The organism is Spiroplasma endosymbiont of Sarcophaga carnaria (assembly GCF_964019595.1).
Taxonomy (GTDB): Bacteria; Bacillota_I; Bacilli_A; order Mycoplasmatales; family Mycoplasmataceae; genus Spiroplasma; species Spiroplasma poulsonii.
On sequence record NZ_OZ026456.1, the window covers coordinates 835,417 to 855,228 of the forward strand.

Annotated in this window: 15 protein-coding genes and 1 other RNA gene; all 16 read left to right on the forward strand. The window is 27.7% G+C overall.

Annotated elements, in window-relative coordinates:
• Positions 1 to 98 precede the first annotated feature (98 nt).
• The 16 genes from dnaA to AACK91_RS04970 all read left to right on the forward strand — a co-directional run bounded on the left by dnaA (position 99) and on the right by AACK91_RS04970 (position 19,635).
• Positions 99 to 1,451 (forward strand): chromosomal replication initiator protein DnaA, encoded by a 1,353-nt coding sequence (gene dnaA, locus AACK91_RS04895; protein WP_338964680.1) that lies wholly within the window; start codon positions 99 to 101, stop codon positions 1,449 to 1,451.
• Positions 1,452 to 1,613: 162 nt separating this feature from the next.
• Positions 1,614 to 2,735, forward strand: a complete 1,122-nt coding sequence (gene dnaN / locus AACK91_RS04900; protein WP_338964682.1) for a DNA polymerase III subunit beta — start codon at positions 1,614 to 1,616, stop codon at positions 2,733 to 2,735.
• Positions 2,736 to 2,975: 240 nt separating this feature from the next.
• Positions 2,976 to 4,898 (forward strand): DNA topoisomerase (ATP-hydrolyzing) subunit B, encoded by a 1,923-nt coding sequence (gyrB, locus tag AACK91_RS04905; RefSeq protein ID WP_338964684.1) that lies wholly within the window; start codon positions 2,976 to 2,978, stop codon positions 4,896 to 4,898.
• Positions 4,899 to 4,913: 15 nt separating this feature from the next.
• The gene (gyrA, locus tag AACK91_RS04910; RefSeq protein ID WP_422397285.1) at positions 4,914 to 7,367 is read left to right on the forward strand and encodes a DNA gyrase subunit A; all 2,454 of its coding nucleotides are present in this window, start codon (positions 4,914 to 4,916) and stop codon (positions 7,365 to 7,367) included.
• Positions 7,368 to 7,421: 54 nt separating this feature from the next.
• On the forward strand, positions 7,422 to 8,651 hold the full coding sequence (serS, locus tag AACK91_RS04915; RefSeq protein ID WP_422397322.1) for a serine--tRNA ligase: 1,230 nt from the start codon (positions 7,422 to 7,424) through the stop codon (positions 8,649 to 8,651).
• Between the two features lie 70 nt (positions 8,652 to 8,721).
• Positions 8,722 to 8,812: signal recognition particle sRNA small type (ffs, locus tag AACK91_RS04920), an RNA gene on the forward strand.
• A 16-nt stretch (positions 8,813 to 8,828) separates the two neighbouring features.
• Entirely contained in the window at positions 8,829 to 9,272 is a 444-nt protein-coding gene (locus AACK91_RS04925) for a deaminase (RefSeq protein WP_338964689.1), read from the forward strand.
• Between the two features lie 60 nt (positions 9,273 to 9,332).
• The gene (dnaX, locus tag AACK91_RS04930) at positions 9,333 to 11,408 is read left to right on the forward strand and encodes a DNA polymerase III subunit gamma/tau (RefSeq protein WP_338964691.1); all 2,076 of its coding nucleotides are present in this window, start codon (positions 9,333 to 9,335) and stop codon (positions 11,406 to 11,408) included.
• A gap of 179 nt (positions 11,409 to 11,587) precedes the next feature.
• Complete coding sequence (locus AACK91_RS04935; RefSeq protein WP_338964694.1) at positions 11,588 to 11,995, forward strand: toprim domain-containing protein; 408 nt, start codon at positions 11,588 to 11,590, stop codon at positions 11,993 to 11,995.
• Between the two features lie 21 nt (positions 11,996 to 12,016).
• Positions 12,017 to 12,661, forward strand: coding sequence for a dTMP kinase (gene tmk, locus AACK91_RS04940; RefSeq protein WP_338964696.1), 645 nt, complete (start codon positions 12,017 to 12,019; stop codon positions 12,659 to 12,661).
• On the forward strand, positions 12,654 to 13,490 hold the full coding sequence (locus AACK91_RS04945) for a DNA polymerase III subunit delta' (protein WP_338964698.1): 837 nt from the start codon (positions 12,654 to 12,656) through the stop codon (positions 13,488 to 13,490). Before tmk ends, AACK91_RS04945 begins: the two co-directional genes overlap by 8 nt.
• Position 13,491: 1 nt before the next feature.
• On the forward strand, positions 13,492 to 14,214 hold the full coding sequence (locus tag AACK91_RS04950) for a tRNA1(Val) (adenine(37)-N6)-methyltransferase (RefSeq protein WP_338964701.1): 723 nt from the start codon (positions 13,492 to 13,494) through the stop codon (positions 14,212 to 14,214).
• 9 nt (positions 14,215 to 14,223) lie between these two features.
• The gene (gene tilS / locus AACK91_RS04955) at positions 14,224 to 15,531 is read left to right on the forward strand and encodes a tRNA lysidine(34) synthetase TilS (protein ID WP_338964704.1); all 1,308 of its coding nucleotides are present in this window, start codon (positions 14,224 to 14,226) and stop codon (positions 15,529 to 15,531) included.
• Between the two features lie 73 nt (positions 15,532 to 15,604).
• The gene (gene ftsH / locus AACK91_RS04960; RefSeq protein WP_338964706.1) at positions 15,605 to 17,626 is read left to right on the forward strand and encodes an ATP-dependent zinc metalloprotease FtsH; all 2,022 of its coding nucleotides are present in this window, start codon (positions 15,605 to 15,607) and stop codon (positions 17,624 to 17,626) included.
• 89 nt (positions 17,627 to 17,715) lie between these two features.
• Complete coding sequence (locus tag AACK91_RS04965) at positions 17,716 to 18,585, forward strand: Hsp33 family molecular chaperone HslO (RefSeq protein WP_338964709.1); 870 nt, start codon at positions 17,716 to 17,718, stop codon at positions 18,583 to 18,585.
• 114 nt (positions 18,586 to 18,699) lie between these two features.
• Entirely contained in the window at positions 18,700 to 19,635 is a 936-nt protein-coding gene (locus tag AACK91_RS04970) for an ABC transporter ATP-binding protein (protein ID WP_338964711.1), read from the forward strand.
• Positions 19,636 to 19,812 lie beyond the last annotated feature (177 nt).

Consider the following 19,812-nt stretch of genomic DNA (forward strand, 5'->3'; position numbering starts at 1 on the left):
GGAAAACCCTTAATATTTCTTAAATTGAATTATTTTTTGCGACTTTTCCACATCTTTTATTTATAATTAATAAGATAAAAACTAATGGAGATGAAGTAATGAACACAAAAGAATTATGAAGTGAGGTTAAAGACATCCTATCCCGTGATGAATCAGTTTCACCTGAAATTTACAATTATTACATTAGTGATACTAATTTATATACTGTATCTGACAATAATTGCTTAATTACAACAAAATCAGAAATTGCAATTGGGGTTTTTGAAGCAGGCTTAAATGATAAAATTAAAAATATTTTAAAAAAACTAACGGGGATCGAATATAACATTTCTTTTGAATTAGAAAAAAATATTAATAAACAAGCATCTGTCATTAACAATATTGATACTTTAAAAGAAAACAATAATAGTAACTATTATGAAAATTATACTTTTGAAAACTTTGTTCGTGGTGATTCTAATCGTGAAGCAATGCAAGCAGCATTGGCTGTTGCTTTAGATTTGGGAAAAAAATGAAATCCACTGTTTATTTATGGTGATTCTGGATTAGGAAAAACCCATTTACTACATGCCATTGAAAATAAAGTAAATGAAATTTATAAAACAAATACCCGTGTTAAATATTTAAAAGCTGATGAGTTTGGAAAAATTGCAATGGATATCTTAAATCAGGGTCATGAAATCATTGAAGCTTTTAAAACATCATATGATATTTATGATTGTTTACTAATTGATGACATTCAATTATTAGCGAAACGAAATAAAACAAATGAATTATTTTTTCATATTTTTAATTCATATATTGAAAAAAACAAACAAATTGTTATTACTTCCGATAAATATCCTGATGATCTTGGTGGATTTGAAGCTAGAATTATTTCACGTTTTTCATATGGTTTAAGTATTGGTTTAGATTCACCTGATTTTGAAACTGCTCTTAAAATATTAGAACAAAAATTAAAATACCAAAATAACTTAGCATTATTTTCTGAAGAATCATTAGAATTTATTGCCTTAAATTTTAATAGTGATATTCGAAAGTTAGAAGGGGCAGTTAAGCGTTTATTATTTTTAGCAGTTATGAATAAAAAACCAGATGAAATTATTACATTAGTTGACGTTGAAAAAGCCTTTAAAAATGCTCCTTTACAAAATAATGAGAAAATTACCCCTAAAAAAATTAAACAAATTGTTGCTGATAATTATAATATTACTGTTAAAGCAATGGTGAGTAAATCACGAGTTAGTAATGTAATGCAAGCTCGCCAATTAGCAATGTATTTTTGTCGAACATTATTAGATGATCCTTTTACAAGAATCGGAACTGAGTTTGGTGGAAAAGACCATACGACAGTAATGAATAGTGTTAAAAAAGTTGAATCACAAATTGCAACAAACAAAGAATTTAAACATTTAGTAAATACAATTCGTAAGAAAATTGAAGGAAAATAACACAATGTTTTCCACAGTTTTTTTCTAATAAAAATATATATTATTCAAAATTTCATAAAGTTTTCCACATTTTCTACATTATAATAATAATAATAAATAAAAAACAATTTTAACAATAGTATATAATTTATATATGTTAGATGTTTAGTAAGGAGTAACAAAATGATTGTAAGCATTAAAAGAGATAAAATATTAGATGAATTATTAAAAGTAAGCCGAATAATTTCTCAAAAAACATTAATTCCATCATTATTAGGAATTTTAATTGAAGTTAAAAAAGATAAAATAACTTTTACGACTTCTGATGGTGATACATCAATAAAATCAGAAATATTGGTAGGAAATGATTTAGTTATTAAATCAATTGGAAATGTTTTAATAAAAAATAAATTTATTATTGAAGTTATTCGTAAAATTGAAGACGAATTTATTACCTTAGAAGCAGTAGAAGGTAGTTTAATTAAAATTAAAGCAAATAACTTTGATTCAATTTTAAATACTTTAAATGCAATTGATTATCCACATTTATCATTTGAGACGGAAGGAAAAGAGGTAATTTTTACTAGTGCGTTATTAAAAGAAATTATTTCACAAACAAGTTTTGCAATTGGAGAAAAAGAAAAAAGAATTGTTTTTAATGGTTTAAATATTAAAACTGATCAAAATAATAAGCAATTAGTGATTACAGCAACTGATTCATTCCGATTGTCATGTAAAAAAATTAGTTATAGTAATAGTTATGATTTTGATGTTATTATTCCAGGAAAGTTTATTAATGAAATTGGACGATTAATTTCAGAAAATGACCAAGAAATTAGAATGAAAATTACAGATAAATCAGTTAGTATTATTATTAATAATACAGTTGTCCAAACAAAAATTATTGAAGGAAAATATCCTGACACAAGTAAAGTTATTCCAGAAGATTTTAATATTTCATTAACAATTAATAATCGTGAATTAATCAAAATTATTGAACGAGCTAGTGTTTTATCAAATGAAGCAATGACAACAATTGTAACATTAAAAATTAAAGAACAAAAAGTTTTAGTCACTTCATTTACTCAAGAAATTGGAAATACCGAAGAGGAAATTAAAGAATTTAAAGTTGAAGGTTCAGATCAAACAATTGCTTTTAATTCAAAATATATTTTAGATGCTTTAAAAGCATTTAGAACAAAAGAAATTACTATTAAAATGATTGATGAAACAAAACCATTAATTATTACAGCAAATGAAGATGATTCATTACAACAATTAGTTTTACCAATTCGATCATATTAAAAATTAGAAAAAAGCAATTTAAATGATAGGAAATAAGATTAATAAAAGGTTAAGTTATATTAAAAATAAAAACTTAACCTTTTATTTTTTTATTTTATAAGTTTATACAGGGTAAAATTAGACACTAAAAATAAAAAAATATTTTTTTAAAAAAATATATTTTAAAATATATTTGATAATTTAACCCTAAAATTAGGTAATAATGGTAAAATAAAATTGAACAGAAATGAGGAAAATTATATGAGTGATAATTATAATTCAGGTTCGATTCAAGTTTTAGAAGGTTTAGAGGCAGTTCGTAAACGTCCGGGAATGTATATTGGGGCCACTAATGTAAGAGGTTTACATCATTTAGTTTGAGAAATTATTGATAATTCTATTGATGAAGTATTAGCCAACTTTGCTAATAAAATTACAATTACAATCAATAAAGATGAATCAATTACAATTACGGATAATGGACGAGGAATTCCAATTGAAATTCACCCCAAAACAAAAGTTTCAACGGTAGAAACTGTTTTTACTGTGTTACATGCTGGAGGAAAATTTGATTCAAACACTTATAAAATTTCTGGGGGTTTACATGGAGTAGGAGCTAGTGTTGTTAATGCTTTAAGTAAATATTTAAAAATTGAGATTAAAAAAAATAATAAACAATATTTAATGGAGTTTCATAATGGTGGTCAAATTTTAACACCAATTAAAGAAGTTGGTCCAACTAATGAAACTGGAACCATAGTTACTTTTTTACCAGATGAAAAGATTTTTAAAGAAACAACAATTTTTAGTTTTTCAACAATTCAAAATCGAATTAAACAATTAGCTTTCTTAAATAAAGGGTTAGAGATATCATTAGTTGATTTACGAGAAGAAGATGAAGAAAAATCAGTTGTTTATCAATTTAATAATGGAATTAAAGATTATGTTTTAGAATTAAATAAAACAATCGGAACACCATTAAATGATGTTTTTTATGTGGAAGGAATTGAAGATAATATTATTGTTGAATTTGGTTTACAATATAATGATAATTATTATGAAAATATTTTTTCTTTTTGTAATAACATTAATACTCACGGTGGAGGAACGCACGAAGAGGGAATTAAATTAGCAATTGTGCGAGAATTAAATCATTATTTTAAAAATATTAATAAAAATAATAAGGGAATTGAAGATAAATTTACTTGAGATGATGTAAAAGAAGGAATGACAACAATTATTTCAATTCGTCATCCTGATCCACAATATGAAGGTCAAACAAAAACAAAATTAGGAAATAGTGAAGTTAAAAAGATTGTGTCAAATATTGTTGGGAAAGGGTTAAATAGTTATTTATTGGAAAATCCCGAAGATGCTAAAAATATTATTGAAAAGATAAATTTATCTTTAAAAGCAAGAATTGCGGCACAACGAGCAAAAGAAACAACTCGTCGAAAAACAGTAATGGATAGTTTTTCTTTACCAGGAAAATTAGCTGATTGTGAAACAAAAGATTCTAATATTGCTGAACTTTATATTGTTGAAGGAGATTCAGCGGGAGGAAGTGCAAAGTCTGGCCGAAATCGAAGATTTCAAGCAATTCTACCATTAAGAGGAAAAATATTAAATGTTGAAAAAGCAAAGCAAATAAAAGTTTTTGAAAATAATGAAATTAATTCTATTATTACAGCATTAGGGGCTGGTATTAAAGATAATTTTAATGAAAAAAAACTACGTTATCAAAAAGTAATTATTATGACTGATGCTGATGTTGATGGCGCTCATATTCGAATTTTATTATTAACATTCTTTTATCGCTATATGAAAGATTTAATTGAAAATGGGAATATTTATATTGCACAACCACCATTATATAAAATTCAAAATGGGAATAATATTCGTTATGCTTATAGTGATAATGAATTAGAAACTTATAAAGAAGAATTATTAGCAAAAAATATTAAAAATTATACGATTCAACGTTACAAAGGATTAGGGGAAATGAATCCCGAACAATTATGAGAAACAACAATGGATCCAGAACGACGATTATTATTAAAAGTGTCTGTTAATAATGCATTTGAAGCAAACTTAATTTGTAATGAATTAATGGGAGAAAATGTTGAACCACGTAAAAAATTTATTCGTGAGAATGCAAAATATGTTAAGAATTTAGATGTCTAAGAGGAGGTGAACAAATTGAATTTAGATAATGATACATATGATTATGATGGTAAAATTCGTGATATTGATATTGCTGATGAAATGAAAAATGGTTTTTTAGATTATGCAATGTCAGTTATTGTTTCACGTGCAATTCCTGATGTTCGTGATGGTCTAAAACCAGTTCATCGGCGAATTATCTATGCCATGTGAGATTTAAATATGACGTATGATAAACAACATAAAAAATCAGCACGAATTGTTGGGGAAGTAATTGGGAAATATCATCCTCATGGTGATACTGCTGTATATGAAGCAATGGTGCGAATGGCACAAGATTTTTCTTATCGTTATCCTTTAATTGATGGTCATGGTAATTTTGGATCAATGGATGGTGATGCACCAGCGGCAATGCGGTATACTGAAACAAGAATGAGTAAAATTGCTGGTGAACTAATTAAAGATATTGAAAAAGAAACAACCATTTTTATTGATAATTATGATGGTAGTGAACAAGAACCAACTTTTTTACCAGGTTACTTTCCAAATTTACTAGTTAATGGGGCAAGTGGAATTGCTGTTGGAATGGCAACTAATATTCCTCCCCATAATTTAAATGAAGTAATTGACGGTGTTATTGCATTGACAAAAAATGGCGATATTACAACTGTTGAATTAATGAAAATTATTAAAGGACCAGATTTTCCAACAGGAGCCTTAATTACTGCTGGAAATAGTTTAATTAAAGCTTATGAAACAGGGAATGGGACAATTACAATTCGTTCAAAAATTGATATTGAAGAAAATAACAATAAACGTCGTATTATTGTTTCTGAAATTCCATATCAGGTTAATAAAGCAAAATTGTTAGAACGAATTGCTGAATTAGTCCGTGACAAAATTATTAATGGAATTTCTAATCTTCGTGATGAATCAAATATGGAAGGGGTTCGTGTTGTTTTAGAGTTAAAACGGGATGCTCAAGAAAATGTTATTTTAAATAAATTATATAAATTAACACCATTACAAACTAATTTTTCGTTAAATATTTTGGCTTTATATAAAAACCAACCAAAAGTAATGGGGTTAAAACAAATTTTAAAATATTTTGTTGAACACCAAATTGACATTATTGTTAAACGAAGTCAGTTTGAATTACATAAAAATCAGAATCGATTAATAATTTTAGAAGGATTAAAAATTGCGCTTGATCACATTGACGAAGTGATTACCATCATTAAAAAATCACAAACAACACAGATTGCTTTAGAAGCTTTAATTGATAAATTTAAATTAGTTAATGAACAAGCACGAGCAATTTTAGAAATGCGTTTACAACGTTTAACCGGTTTGGAAATTGAAAAAATTAATAACGAAATTAGTGAAATTAAACTAGCAATTATAGCGTTAGAAGAAATTATTAATAATAGTGAAAAGCAAATTGAAATTATGATTAATGAGTTAGTTGAAATTAAGAAAAAATATGGGGATGAACGTCGTAGCCAAATTATTAAAGAAGAATTAACTGAAATTGATCCGGAAGAATTAATTCGTTGTGAAGATATTTTAATTATGTTAACCCAGGATGGCTATGTTAAACGTGTTGCTGATGATACTTTTAAATTACAAAATCGTGGTGGAAAAGGAATTACTAGTTTAGCAAACATAGAAGATAGTTTGAAAAAAATTGTTGGTGCCAATAGTATTGATTCTTTATTGATTTTTTCAAATTTTGGAAAAGTTTATAAACTACGTGCTTATCAAATTGAAACCTACTCGCGACATGCACGAGGATTACCAATTATTAATTTAATTGCAATTGATAAAACGGAGAATATTCAAACAATTCTAGCCTTAGATGAAACAATTATAGAGCAAGATAATTTATTTTTTGTGACAAAAAAAGGATTAATTAAAAAAACAAAGTTAAGTGAATTTAATCAAATTCGTCAAACAGGGAAAGTTGCAATTGAATTAAAGGAAAAAGATGAATTAGTAAGTGTTATTATTACAAAGGGAACTGATGATGTTATTATTGGAAACAACATCGGAAAGGTCATTCGTTTTAATGAAAAAGAAATCAGAGCAATGAGTCGGCAATCTGTCGGTGTTAAGGGGATTTCTAACGATGAAACAGGAGTCACAATTGGGGTAAGTTCTGGACGATCCGCAAAATATGTGTTATCTGTGACAGAGAATGGTTATGCAAAAAAAACACCAATTGAAGACTACCGGTTAACGGGGAGAAATACAAAGGGTGTTAAGTCTATGAACTTAACAGAAAAAACAGGATACTTAAAATTTGCCCAAACAATTGTTGGAGATGAAGATCTTTTAGTAGGAACAAAGAATGGAAATGTTATTCGCGTTTCATTAGAACAGGTTCCATTGTTTGGCCGAACAACGTCGGGTGTTAAAATTATCCGATTAGATCAAGATGATAAATTAGAAGTTATTGAAATTTTAAAAAAGAAAGACAATAGTGAGTAAGGAGAATACAAAAATGTTAGATCAAAAAAAGTTGTTGAAAATCTTGACGAAGTAATCAAAAAATTAAGTCGTCGCCAAGATGATTTTTCGTATCTACAAGATGTTAAAAAATTATCAGAGCAACGCCGTGAACTTATTGTTAAATCAGAGAAATTAAAAGAACAACGAAATCTTGAGTCAAAAAAAGTTGGCACATTAGTTGCTGAAAAAAAAGACTATGAAGCAGCAAAAATTAAAGAAATAATTGTCACAATGAAAAAGGAAATGGATATAATTGATAATCAATTGAATCAGGTTGAAGAAAAAATTAGAGCAATCTTAGAAGTTACACCAAACATCCCAGATGATTCAGTTCCAACTGGGCAAGATGAGAACGATAATCTTGAAGTTCGAAAATGAGGAAAAGTTACACCAAACCCAAAGATAAAAGAACATTGAGAAGTAGCTTCAAAACTAGATATTATTGATTTTGAAAGAGGGACAAAATTATCAGGGTCACGCTTTGTTGTTTACAAAGGTATGGGGGCTAAATTAGAGCGAGCTTTAATGAATTTTATGTTAGATGAGCACGCAAAGCGAGGGTATATTGAAATTGAACCACCAATTTTAGTACAACCACAAATTATGTATGGAACAGGAAATTTACCAAAATTTAGAGAAGATACATATTACATTGAAAAAGATAATTTGTATTTAATTCCAACGGCGGAGGTACCGTTAACTAATTTGTATCGGGAAGAAATTTTAGCTGGAAAAGATTTGCCAATTTATCATACTGCTTACACTCCATGCTTTCGCCAAGAAGCAGGCTCAGCAGGACGTGATACAAAAGGAATTATTCGTTTACATCAATTCCGAAAAGTTGAGATGGTTAAATTTACTAAAGCAGAAAATTCGTTTGATGAATTAGAAAAAATGGTCTTAGATGCTGAAAACATTTTACAATTATTAGAAATTCCATATCGAGTAATCTTATTATGTTCAGGTGATATGGGGTTTTCTTCGGCAAAAACATATGATATTGAGGTATGAATGCCAGGACAAAATAAATATCGTGAAATTTCATCATGTTCAAATTGTCTTGACTTTCAATCACGAAGAATGAAAATGCGTTATCGTGACGATAATAATGAAACAAACTTTGTTCATACGCTAAATGGCTCGGGATTAGCGGTTGATCGTTTAATTGCTGCAATTTTAGAAAATTATCAAAATGAAGATGGAACTATTAGTATTCCTAAAAGAATACAAAGTTATTTGCAAGGACAAACAGTTATCGCTTAAAATGTTTCACGTGAAACATTTGACTATTTTAATAAAAGCATAGTCAAACAAAAATTATATGTTATAATTACTTATGTCATTACAATAGTTACATTTGAAACTGGTCAGGACCGGAAGGTAGCAGCCATAAGACTAAGGACTATGTGTAATGACATTTTTTATGATAAGGGTGAGTTTATGAAAGAAAGCGAACTAATTTTTAATAAATTATATAAATTATCACAACGAGCATATAAGAAAAAACATGTTCCAATTTCTGCAGTAGTTGTTGATCAAAAAGGTAAAATCATTGCGATTGGTTATAACAAAACAACAAAAAACTCAGTTACAACACATGCTGAGATTTATGCTTTAAATAATGCATGTCGCAAAAAAAGAACAAATAAAATTAGTGATTGTTCAATTTGAGTTACTGTTGAACCATGTATGATGTGTTTAGGAGCAACAATTAATTCAGGAATTAAAGTTATTAATTACTATTTATCAAATAAAAAATTTGGTTTTGTAAAATCAAATCATACTTTTGATTTATCAAAAATGAAAGTTCACCATGTTCGAAAAAATGCAGAAAATATAGTGTTTAAAGATTTAATGAAAAAATTCTTTGAACAATTAAGATAGAATATTTCAAATTAAAGGAGTAAAATAAAATTATAAATTATAAGTTATGGGGGTAAAAAAATGGATTATATTTCATTATATCGTAAATATCGACCAAATACTTTTGACAAAATTGTTGGTCAAGTTGAAATTAGAAAAGCTTTGAAAAATGCAATTAATAATAATACTTTTTCACATGCATATTTATTTTCTGGTCCACGTGGTACAGGAAAAACTTCAATTGCAAAAATATTTGCAAAAGCAATTAATTGTACTAATTTAAATGATGGTAATCCTTGTAATACTTGTCCAAGTTGTAATGAAATTAATCGTGGTGGAGCAGTCGATGTTTTTGAAATTGATGCTGCTTCAAATAATGGTGTTGATGAAATCAGAGAAATCAGAAATAATGTTCAGTTGTTACCAACAATGGCAAAATATAAGGTTTACATTATTGATGAAATTCATATGTTAACTAATTCAGCTTTTAATGCGTTATTAAAAACATTAGAAGAACCGCCTCAACATATTGTCTTTATTTTGGCAACAACAGAGAGTCACAAAATTCCAGCAACAATTATTTCACGTTGTCAACAATATAATTTTCGAAAAATACCTAAAGTTGAATTAGAAAATAATATAATTGAAATTTTACAAAAAGAAGAAATTAAATATGATTTAGTTGCAATTAAAGAAATTGCAATTTTAGCGGATGGAAGTGCTCGTGATTCGTTAAGTATTTTAGAACAAGTAATTATGTTTTCTGATCGTAATATTACGTTAGAGAATGTTAATATTATTTTTGCAACAGTTTCAAAAAATATTAAATTAAAATTATTAAAAGATATTTTAGAATTCAAAACAGAAGCGGTCTTACTAACTAGTAAAAAAATTTATGAGGCTGGTTCTGATTTTGAAATTTTAACATTAAATTTATTAGACATTTTAAAAGAAGTGTTTGAATATAAACAAACTGGGAATCTTGTTTTTTTAAATTTATTATCTGAAAACCAAGCAAAAATATTTGCAGCAAAATTAACTGTAGAAGAATTATTAACATTACTTGATTTATTTACTGAAGCGTCGACAAAGATGCGTAGTAGTAGAACACAAGAAATGTATTTTGAATTAATCTTATTAAAAGCGTTATCAATGTTTGAAAGAAATGTTAAAAGTTTAGATGACCTGGAATTAAGTGATCTTACGATTGTTACTAAAACAGAAAAAAACAAAGATAACAAAGTAGATAATTCGGATATAATTACCAAAAATATAGAAATAATGGAAAATAATTCTGTTGATAATGAAGAAAATATTGAAGCAGTTTCAAATTTGCAACAAGTTGAAGAAAAAAATGCTGAACATCTTGAACCGGGTACTGAAAAAAAAATACCAAATTCACAACCATTATTCCGTAATTTTTCATTATTTGATGATGAAGAATCAAACAATGTTTCTTTGTCACAACCATTGACAACAACATCAGAAAAAGTAACTGATGACGTTGTGCCCGAATTTGATGTTAGTAAAGGTTCTCAGCAGGAGAGCAGTTTTCCGACAGAATTAGAACAAACTCCACACGGGAAAGAGTTAGAAGGTATAACTGATCTGCAAAAGTATCGTGATGATATGAAGAATAAAATTAATATTTATGAACCTAGTAATATTAATTATTCAATTAATCAAATTTTTAATATTTTAATTAAGGCTAATAAAGAAGACCGCGAAAAGTTTGAGAGTAAGTTTATGGAATTAATTAACGAAAAAGGAAAAGTTGTTCAATTAGATAAGCTAATTAGTTTTTATGATGTTAAATATGCTGCCGCATCAGAACAAGGTTTAATTATTGTAACAAATACTAAACCAGAAGCAAATTGAATTAGTTTTGAAATGTGCGATTGAGAATTTCGCAATAAAATTTTCCATGCATTTGATTTTGATTTTATTATCATTGCTTTAAGCGAAAGTGAATGAAATAATGTTCGTGATGATTATGCCAAAATTCGACAAGCAAATAAGTTACCAGAAGTAATGTTAACGGATGTGGAAGAATTTTATCAAAATTTATTAGTTAAAAAAATTGATAATTATGATGATCATAAAGAACTTCTTGAGACGGGAAAACAAATTTTTGATAATATTAAGATAATTGATTAATTTATAGGAGACTTAATCATGACTTATGAAGAATTGGTTATGGAATTAAAGACTACTTTAGGTGTTGGCAAAAAAGTGGCAGAAAGAATTTTTAATAAGTGGAATTATTTGACTCATTAGAGAATGTTTTTAAGTAAATAAAAGATAATTTTCATCAATGCCCAATATGCTCAACATTAATGCAAAATAATGTTTGTTTATTTTGCCAAAATGATTTACGGGATCAAACAAAACTTTGCGTGGTTAGCAATTTTTTTGATGTAATAAAAATTGAAGCAAAAAAATTTTTTAATGGTGTTTATCATGTTTTGAATGGCGAAATTAATGTTAAAAATGGTATTACACCGGATAAATTAACTTTTCCCGTCTTAGAATCTCGAATGAATGATAAAATTATAAAAGAGGTTATTATTGCTGTTGGTGCTACTTTTGAAGGTGAAGTAACAGCACAATACTTAAAAACAGTCTTACAACCTTTTAATGTGAAAATATCACGTTTAGCACGAGGAATTCCAATTGGCGGATCATTAGATTATGTTGATGAAGTAACTTTAAAACAAGCGTTAGAAGGTAGAAAAGATATTTAAGAACGGAGAGAGTGGGTAATAATGCTATTTATAACATTAGAAGGAATTGATGGTTCTGGAAAGACAACAATTTCAAAATTACTAAAAGAAATACTACGTTCAAAGGGGTACCAAGTTGTTTTAACAAGAGAACCAGGGGGCAATGAAATTGCTGAACAAATTAGAGATGTTATATTAAGTAAGCATAATTTAGGAATGGATCCGTGAACGGAAGCTTTATTGTATATTGCTGCACGAAAACAACACGTTATGGAAGATATTTTACCAGCGTTAAAAGAAGGGGCGATTGTTATTTGTGATCGTTTTATGGATTCAACGTCAGCTTATCAGGGTTATGCTCGTGGTTTAGGAATTCGGACATTAGATGAAGTTCAATCAATTGTCTTAGGAACAACAAAACCAGACTTAACTTTATTTTTTGATATTGAACCAGCAATGGCAAATGAAAGAATGAAAATTAGAAATGAAAATGAAATGAATCGTTTAGACTTGGAGCAAGAATCATTTCATGAAAAAGTATATGAAGGGTATCAGGTATTAATTAGTGAACATTCTGAACGAATTAAAGTAGTTGATGCTCGCAAGTCAGTTAATGATGTTTTAGAACAAGTTTATTATTATGTTGATGAAATAATTCAAAAAATAAAGGATAAGGAAAATGAATAATTTATTTTCACAAAATGATGTAGAAAAAATTGCATTGTTTAAAAATTTAATTTTAAAAAATAATTTATCAAATCAACTTTTAATTTCTTGCAATAATAAAATCAAGTTAGAAACTTTTGCAACTGAAATTATTAAGTTTTTACTATGTCAAGAAAAAAAAGATTCTGATTGTCAATGTGAAACTTGTCAACGCATTAATAATAAAACTTATTATGATTTAAAAATTGGGGGAGATTTTGAAACAACAATTAAAAAAGAAACAATTCAAGAAATTATTCAAACTTTTAGTTATTCAGCATTAGAACAAACGGGAATTAAAGTATATGTTATTAATGGAGCAGATTTATTAACATTAGAAGCCGCTAATTATTTATTGAAGTTTTTAGAAGAACCTAGTAAAAATACATATGCTTTTTTATTAACAAGAAATAAAACAAAAGTCATTGATACAATCAAGTCACGTTGTTTAAATGTTATTTTAGAAAATACAACTAATGAATTAAATATTGATGAATTTAAAACAAAGTTTATTCAAACTTTTTTTAGAAATTTTGCAAGTACACCAGAAAATAATTTTATTCATATTCGAAAATTAAATGGTTATGATCATTTAGAGTCTCATCAACTTTTCTTAGAAATTGCTAATGTTTTGAAACGAAAAGAATGAAGTAAATATGAAATTACAGATCAGACTTTGATTAAAAAACTAAATGATAAAAATACCAAACTAATTGAAATTTCTTATACAATTGCTAATTTATTATTAGAGAATTTAAATAAGGAATTAGTTTTAGAAAAAGGAATGATTGATTTATATAACGAGGTGTAAAGTGAAGGTTTTAAATGATTTATTAGATTATGAGGGAATTAAAATTAATCAACGAACAGATATGTTTAATTTTTCCTTAGATACTGTTTTGTTGGCACGATTTGCAACCTTGAATGCTAAAACAAAAAACATTCTTGATATTGGAACCAATAATGCTGCGATTCCATTAATTTTATCAACATTAACTTCCGCAGCGATTATTGGGATTGAGTTACAACAAGAAGCGGTGCAGTTAGCAGAAGAAAATGTGCTATTAAATCAAAAAACCGCACAAATTAAAATTGTTCATGATGATATTAACGAGTATGTTAAGACAGATACTAATTTTAAATATGATTTGATTTTATGTAACCCACCATTTTTTAAAATTGGTGAATCAAAATTAAACGAAAAAAGCAAATTGTTAGTTCCTGCTCGCCATGAAACAACTTTGACATTAGAAGATATTATTTTTGTAGCAAAAAAATTAATTGCTAATCGTGGTTATTTTGCAATAATTCATCGTACGACAAGATTATTTGAAATTACTGCATTATTAATTAAATATGGTTTTAATATTAAACGGTTGCAATTTATTCATCCCTTTCAAGAAAGCGAAGCCAACAATGTTTTAATTGAATCCCGTTTTCAAGGCGGTGAGGGTCTTATTATTGAAAAACCAATTGTGGTTCATAATAATGATTATCAATATAGTGATACAGTTTTAAAATTATTTCGAAAATAGGTGATTAAAATGGATGACAAACTTTTAAATCGTAATGAAAAATATATTATTGGGGTCTCGGGTGGTCCGGATAGTATGTTTTTACTTGATAACATTTATCATAATCCTGAATTAGATATTAATAATTTTATTGTTTGTTTAGTCAACTATCAAAAACGAGCGGATAGTGATCATGATGAACAAATTGTTCTTGAATATTGCAAAAAACAAAATATTAAAATTTATGTCAAAAAAGTAACATCAGCAGATTATGACAAGTATCAAACAATTTCTCATAATTTTCAAAATGTTGCGCGTGATATTCGTTATGATTTCTTTTTACAGATTAGTAAAAAATATCACTGTCATGGTGTTTTAATTGCGCATAATTTAACTGATCATATTGAAACATACATTTTACAAAAACAACGGAACGGAATTGTTGAATATTATGGTTTAAACCAAATTAGTTATTATCATTCGCACTTATTGGGATCTGAACTTAAAATAATCCGAATGATGTTAAAGATAACTAGAGAAGAGATTATTGAATATCTTTTTCATAACCAAATTAACTATGCAATTGATTCAACCAATATTTTAGGAATTTATAACCGTAATATTATTCGAAATGAAATTCAACAAATTAATTTACAAGATATGTTATTAGAAATTAACCAAAAAAATAATGAGAATAAAGAATTAAAACTATTAGCAAAAGATTATTTAATTGATAATTTTGGACAAATTAATGTTATTAGTTTTAATGCTATCAATAATGTACAGTTACAAAAAATTATTATTTTTAATTATTTTAAAATAAATAAGTTTGTTCAGTTAATTAGTAATAAAAAAAGAAAATTTTTAGATGAAATAATTAAAGAACTAAAAAGTACAAAACCCAATATTATTATTAAAGTTAATAATGATTATTCTTTAGTTAAATTATATGATGATGTTGAAATTATTAATAATAATGTTTTGCAGCCAACAACTGTTAAAGTTACAGCAATAACAAATCTTCCAATTAAATGAAAAGAAAAAATAATTTTGCAAGGAACAAAAAATAGTTATAATTTTAAAATAGCGGCAAACCAATTTCCATTAACAATTACAAATGATGTTCTTTTTTTACAAAAAGTAATTGTTACAAAAACATCTTTGAACCGATGGTTTATTAAAAATAAAATTCCAATTATAGCTCGGAAAAGTTATTTTATTTTAGATGCTCAAAATCAACTTGTTTTTGTTAACAATTTGGTTGATTTAAAGATTAATAAATTTATTAATAATACTTGACCGGAAAAACACGATTTATTTTTTTTTATGATAAAATAGTTTAGAATTGGGTCGTTATTTTAAATGACTTAAAAAGATTAGTTTCAAAGTCTTATATAGAGAGGAAATGATTATGAATAAAAAAAGAATGTGATTTTCGATCATAAGTGCATTTATTTTTATTGGTTTGATTGTCTTAACAATTCTGTTATGAAAAGGATCAGATGAAACAAAAATTAGTGAAGGTAATATGACTACTATTGGTAATTCGAAACGGTATAACGATAAAGACATTGATGAAATTACCATTAAGGCGGAAGTTGGTCGTAATAGTGTTGTAATGTCTGGGGTTATTAAGTATGTTGAAAATGGTGTTTCAAAAACTGTTCGTTATAGTTCAGAATGAAGTCGCGAAGGATTTAACAATTATACTTATAAAGTGGGTCAAGATCAAAACACTTGAGATCAAAACTTTGGTCCTAAATTAAAAGGTGGTCTTGTTTCAATTGACCGTGAATTTGTACCAGTATGACAAACGGTGTTAATTCAGTTAATTCTATGGGTATTGTTAATAGGAGTTGCTGTCTTTATGATTATGCGGTTGTCAAAAATGGGTGGCGGAATGGGCGGCGCAAATCCATTTTCAATGGGGAAAAATAAAGCTCGTCAAATTCAATCAACAGTTAAATTTTCAGATGTTGCTGGAATTAACGAAGAAAAAACAGAATTAGTTGAATTAGTTGATTACTTAAAAAATCCACAAAAATATTCAAGTATGGGTGCTCGTGCTCCCAAAGGAGTATTAATGGAAGGGCCACCAGGGACAGGGAAAACCTTGTTAGCAAAAGCTGTTGCTGGTGAAGCAGGCGTACCATTTTTTTCAATCTCAGGGTCTGAATTTGAAGAAATGTTTGTTGGGATTGGTGCTTCAAGAATTCGTGAGATGTTTATTGCAGCAAAAAAAGCAGCACCATGTATTATCTTTATTGATGAAATTGATGCTGTTGGACGAAAAAGAACCGTTTCAATTGGGAGTGGGGCTAATGAACAAACATTAAACCAATTATTAGTTGAAATGGATGGATTTGGAACTAATACCGGAGTTATTGTGATGGCAGCAACTAACCGTGTTGATGTTTTGGATTCAGCATTATTAAGACCTGGTCGTTTTGACCGTCAAATTCAAATCTCATTGCCAGATATTAATGAACGTGAAGCAATCTTAAAATTACATGCCCGTAATAAAGCGGTTTCAACTGAAGTTGATTTTAGACGAATCGCTGAAAGAACACCCGGTTTCTCAGGGGCACAATTAGAAAATGTGTTAAACGAAGCAGCAATTTTATGTGTTCGTAAGAATTTAAAAATTATTACAATTAATATTATCGATGAAGCGATTGATCGTGTTGTTGGGGGACCAGCAAAAGAATCACGTAAATATTCAGTTATGGACAAGGACATTGTTTCATATCATGAAGCTGGACATGCTTTAATAGGATTAAGATTAGAAGCAGCTAGCAAAGTTCAAAAAGTAACAATTATTCCACGTGGTCAAGCTGGTGGATATACAATTATGACACCAAAAGAAGAAACAATGTTCCATAGTAAAGAAAATTTATATGCAACAATTACTGGTTATTTAGGTGGACGTGCGTCAGAAGAAATTATTTTTGGAAAAACTAAAATAACAACTGGTGCGCATGATGACTTAGAAAAAGCAACAAACATTGCACGTCATATGGTTACTGAATATGGAATGAGTTCGTTAGGATTAGTACAATTTGAATCACCAAAAGACGAATATACTGGGGCAACAAAACGTTATTCAGAAGATGTTGCTGCTAAAATTGATACGGAAGTTCGTAAAATTTTAGATGACTGTTATGTTACAGCCAAAGCGATAATTTCAGAAAATCGTGAGTTATTAGATTTAATTGCTGAAAGTTTAAAAATATTAGAGACAATTACTGCTGAGCAAATTGAATATATTAATAAATACAATAAAGTACCAGATGAAGTAGTTCGTGAAAAAGAACGAGCAGCTAGACATAAAGAAAAAGAAGCAAAAGGTGAAATTTTAGAAGTTAAACCAAAAGAACGTAAAAAAGACCATCCTGAAGAAGAAAATAATAAGGATTCAGATGATAAAGAGTAGGAATAATCAAACCCTACTCTTTATTTTACTTTTAAAAATAGTTGTACTATAATTGCAGAGTGAACATAATTATGAAGGAGTTTGATAAAATGAATAAAGATAGAGTAATTAAGGCGATTAGCAATTCTCACAATGTAAAAATGACGGTTGTGGATGCAACTGAATCGCTAAATAACATTATCAAATTACATGAAACCAATCCATTAGCAACAATTGCATTGTCAAGAGTTGTTTTGGCAACAATTTTAATTGGTAGCGATATGAAAAATGCAACTGATAAAATGACAGCTATTATTAATGGAAATGGTCCAATTGGAACAATGATGGCTGAATATACTGGCCATAAAGTTCGTGCTTTTTGTGGGAACCCACAATTTGAAGTTGAACAAATTGATCGTAGTAAAAACGTAATTTCACAGGTAGTAGGAACTGATGGTTATTTGCGAGTAATGAAAGACTTGGGAATGAAAGATAGTTTTTCTGGTCAAATTGAATTGATTTCTGGTGAAATTAATTTGGATTTTACTTATTATTTAGCACAAAGCGAACAAATTAAATCGGTAATTGCTTGTTCAATTAAAATGAATGATGACAATACAATTGCTAAAGCAATTGGTTTTTATGCACAATTATTACCAGAACATAAGGATGAAGATATTGATTATTTAGAAGAAAAAGTTGGTAATTTAGAAAGTATTAGTCATAAGTTAATTGCTGAAAGTGATCTAACGAATGTTTTTAAATTAATTGATGAAAATGCAAAAGTATTAGAAACTGATTCTGTGGCATTTGAATGTAGTTGTTCATATGAAAAAGCCTTGGCATCAGCTAAATTATTAGGTGATGAACAATTGAATGAAATTTTAGAAAAAAATAGCGAAGTTGAAATTGTATGTGATTTTTGTCGTAAAAAATATACAATTAAAGCCGCTGACTTAAAAGGATTGTTAAAAGAATAACTTTAATAAATATAAATAAGTTGATAAAATTAAAATAATTTTGTTATTATATTATTATGATAAAAATTAATTGCAAAATGTAATGTGATATTTACCAGGGGAGGAAAAAACAAAATGGCTGAAATGGGAAAAACACCTAGTACAGAAGAAACAAAAGCTAAAGCAAAGCAGTCTAAAGTAAAAGAACCAAAGGAAAAGAAAGAAAAAATCGATTATACTGCAGTTAAAGAATTTAAACAAAAACTAAAAGAACAAAAGAAACAAACTAAATTATATTCAAAACGAATTTTAAAAGGGGAAGTAATTTCAACAACCAAAACAAAACCAGATACAAGTAAATATGTTATTGAATTAGTAGGTGTTAAGAAATCATATATTACAGGAGAAGTTGAAACACCAGTTTTAAAAGGAATTGATTTAAAATTAGAAAAAGGAGACTTTATTGTTATCTTAGGTCCTTCTGGATCAGGGAAAACAACCTTGCTAAATATTATTTCAGGATTAGATAAAGTTTCAAGTGGTGATGTTTTTGTTATTGGTTATAATTTGTCTTTATTAAAAGATGTTGATTTAACCAAATTTAGAAGAGATAATGTTGGATTTATTTTTCAACAATATAACTTATTAACTAATTTAACTGCAAAAGAAAACGCTGAAGTTGGTGAAAACCTAAGTAAAAATAAAAACAAAGATATGACAATTAAAGATATTTTTGAGACAATTGGAATGGAAGAACAAATGAACAAATATCCTCATCAAATGTCAGGTGGTCAACAACAACGGGTTTCAATTGCTAGAGCATTAGCCAAAAATCCTGACATTCTATTTGGTGATGAACCAACGGGAGCTTTAGATGAAGAAATGGGTCGAAAAGTACTTGAAATTTTAGTCGATGTTAATAAAAAATATAGAACAACAGTCATTATTGTTACCCATAACCCCAATATTGCTGATATTGCAAATACAGTTATTCATGTTCGTAATGGATTAATTGATCAAATTAAGAAAAATACCCATCCAAAAAAACCAAGTGAAATTGATTGGTCTTAATCTATGAAACGGGTTGTATAAATTATTTTAGGGTTTTTATATATCTCAGAAACTGTGGAATAAAAATACCACTTACTTAATTAAAGTATATTATTTTAAATTTTATTGTCAATACATTTTTGTATTTTTTTAATTTTTTTCTTTAATTTTGTCGAAAACTCTTGATGAAATAAAAAA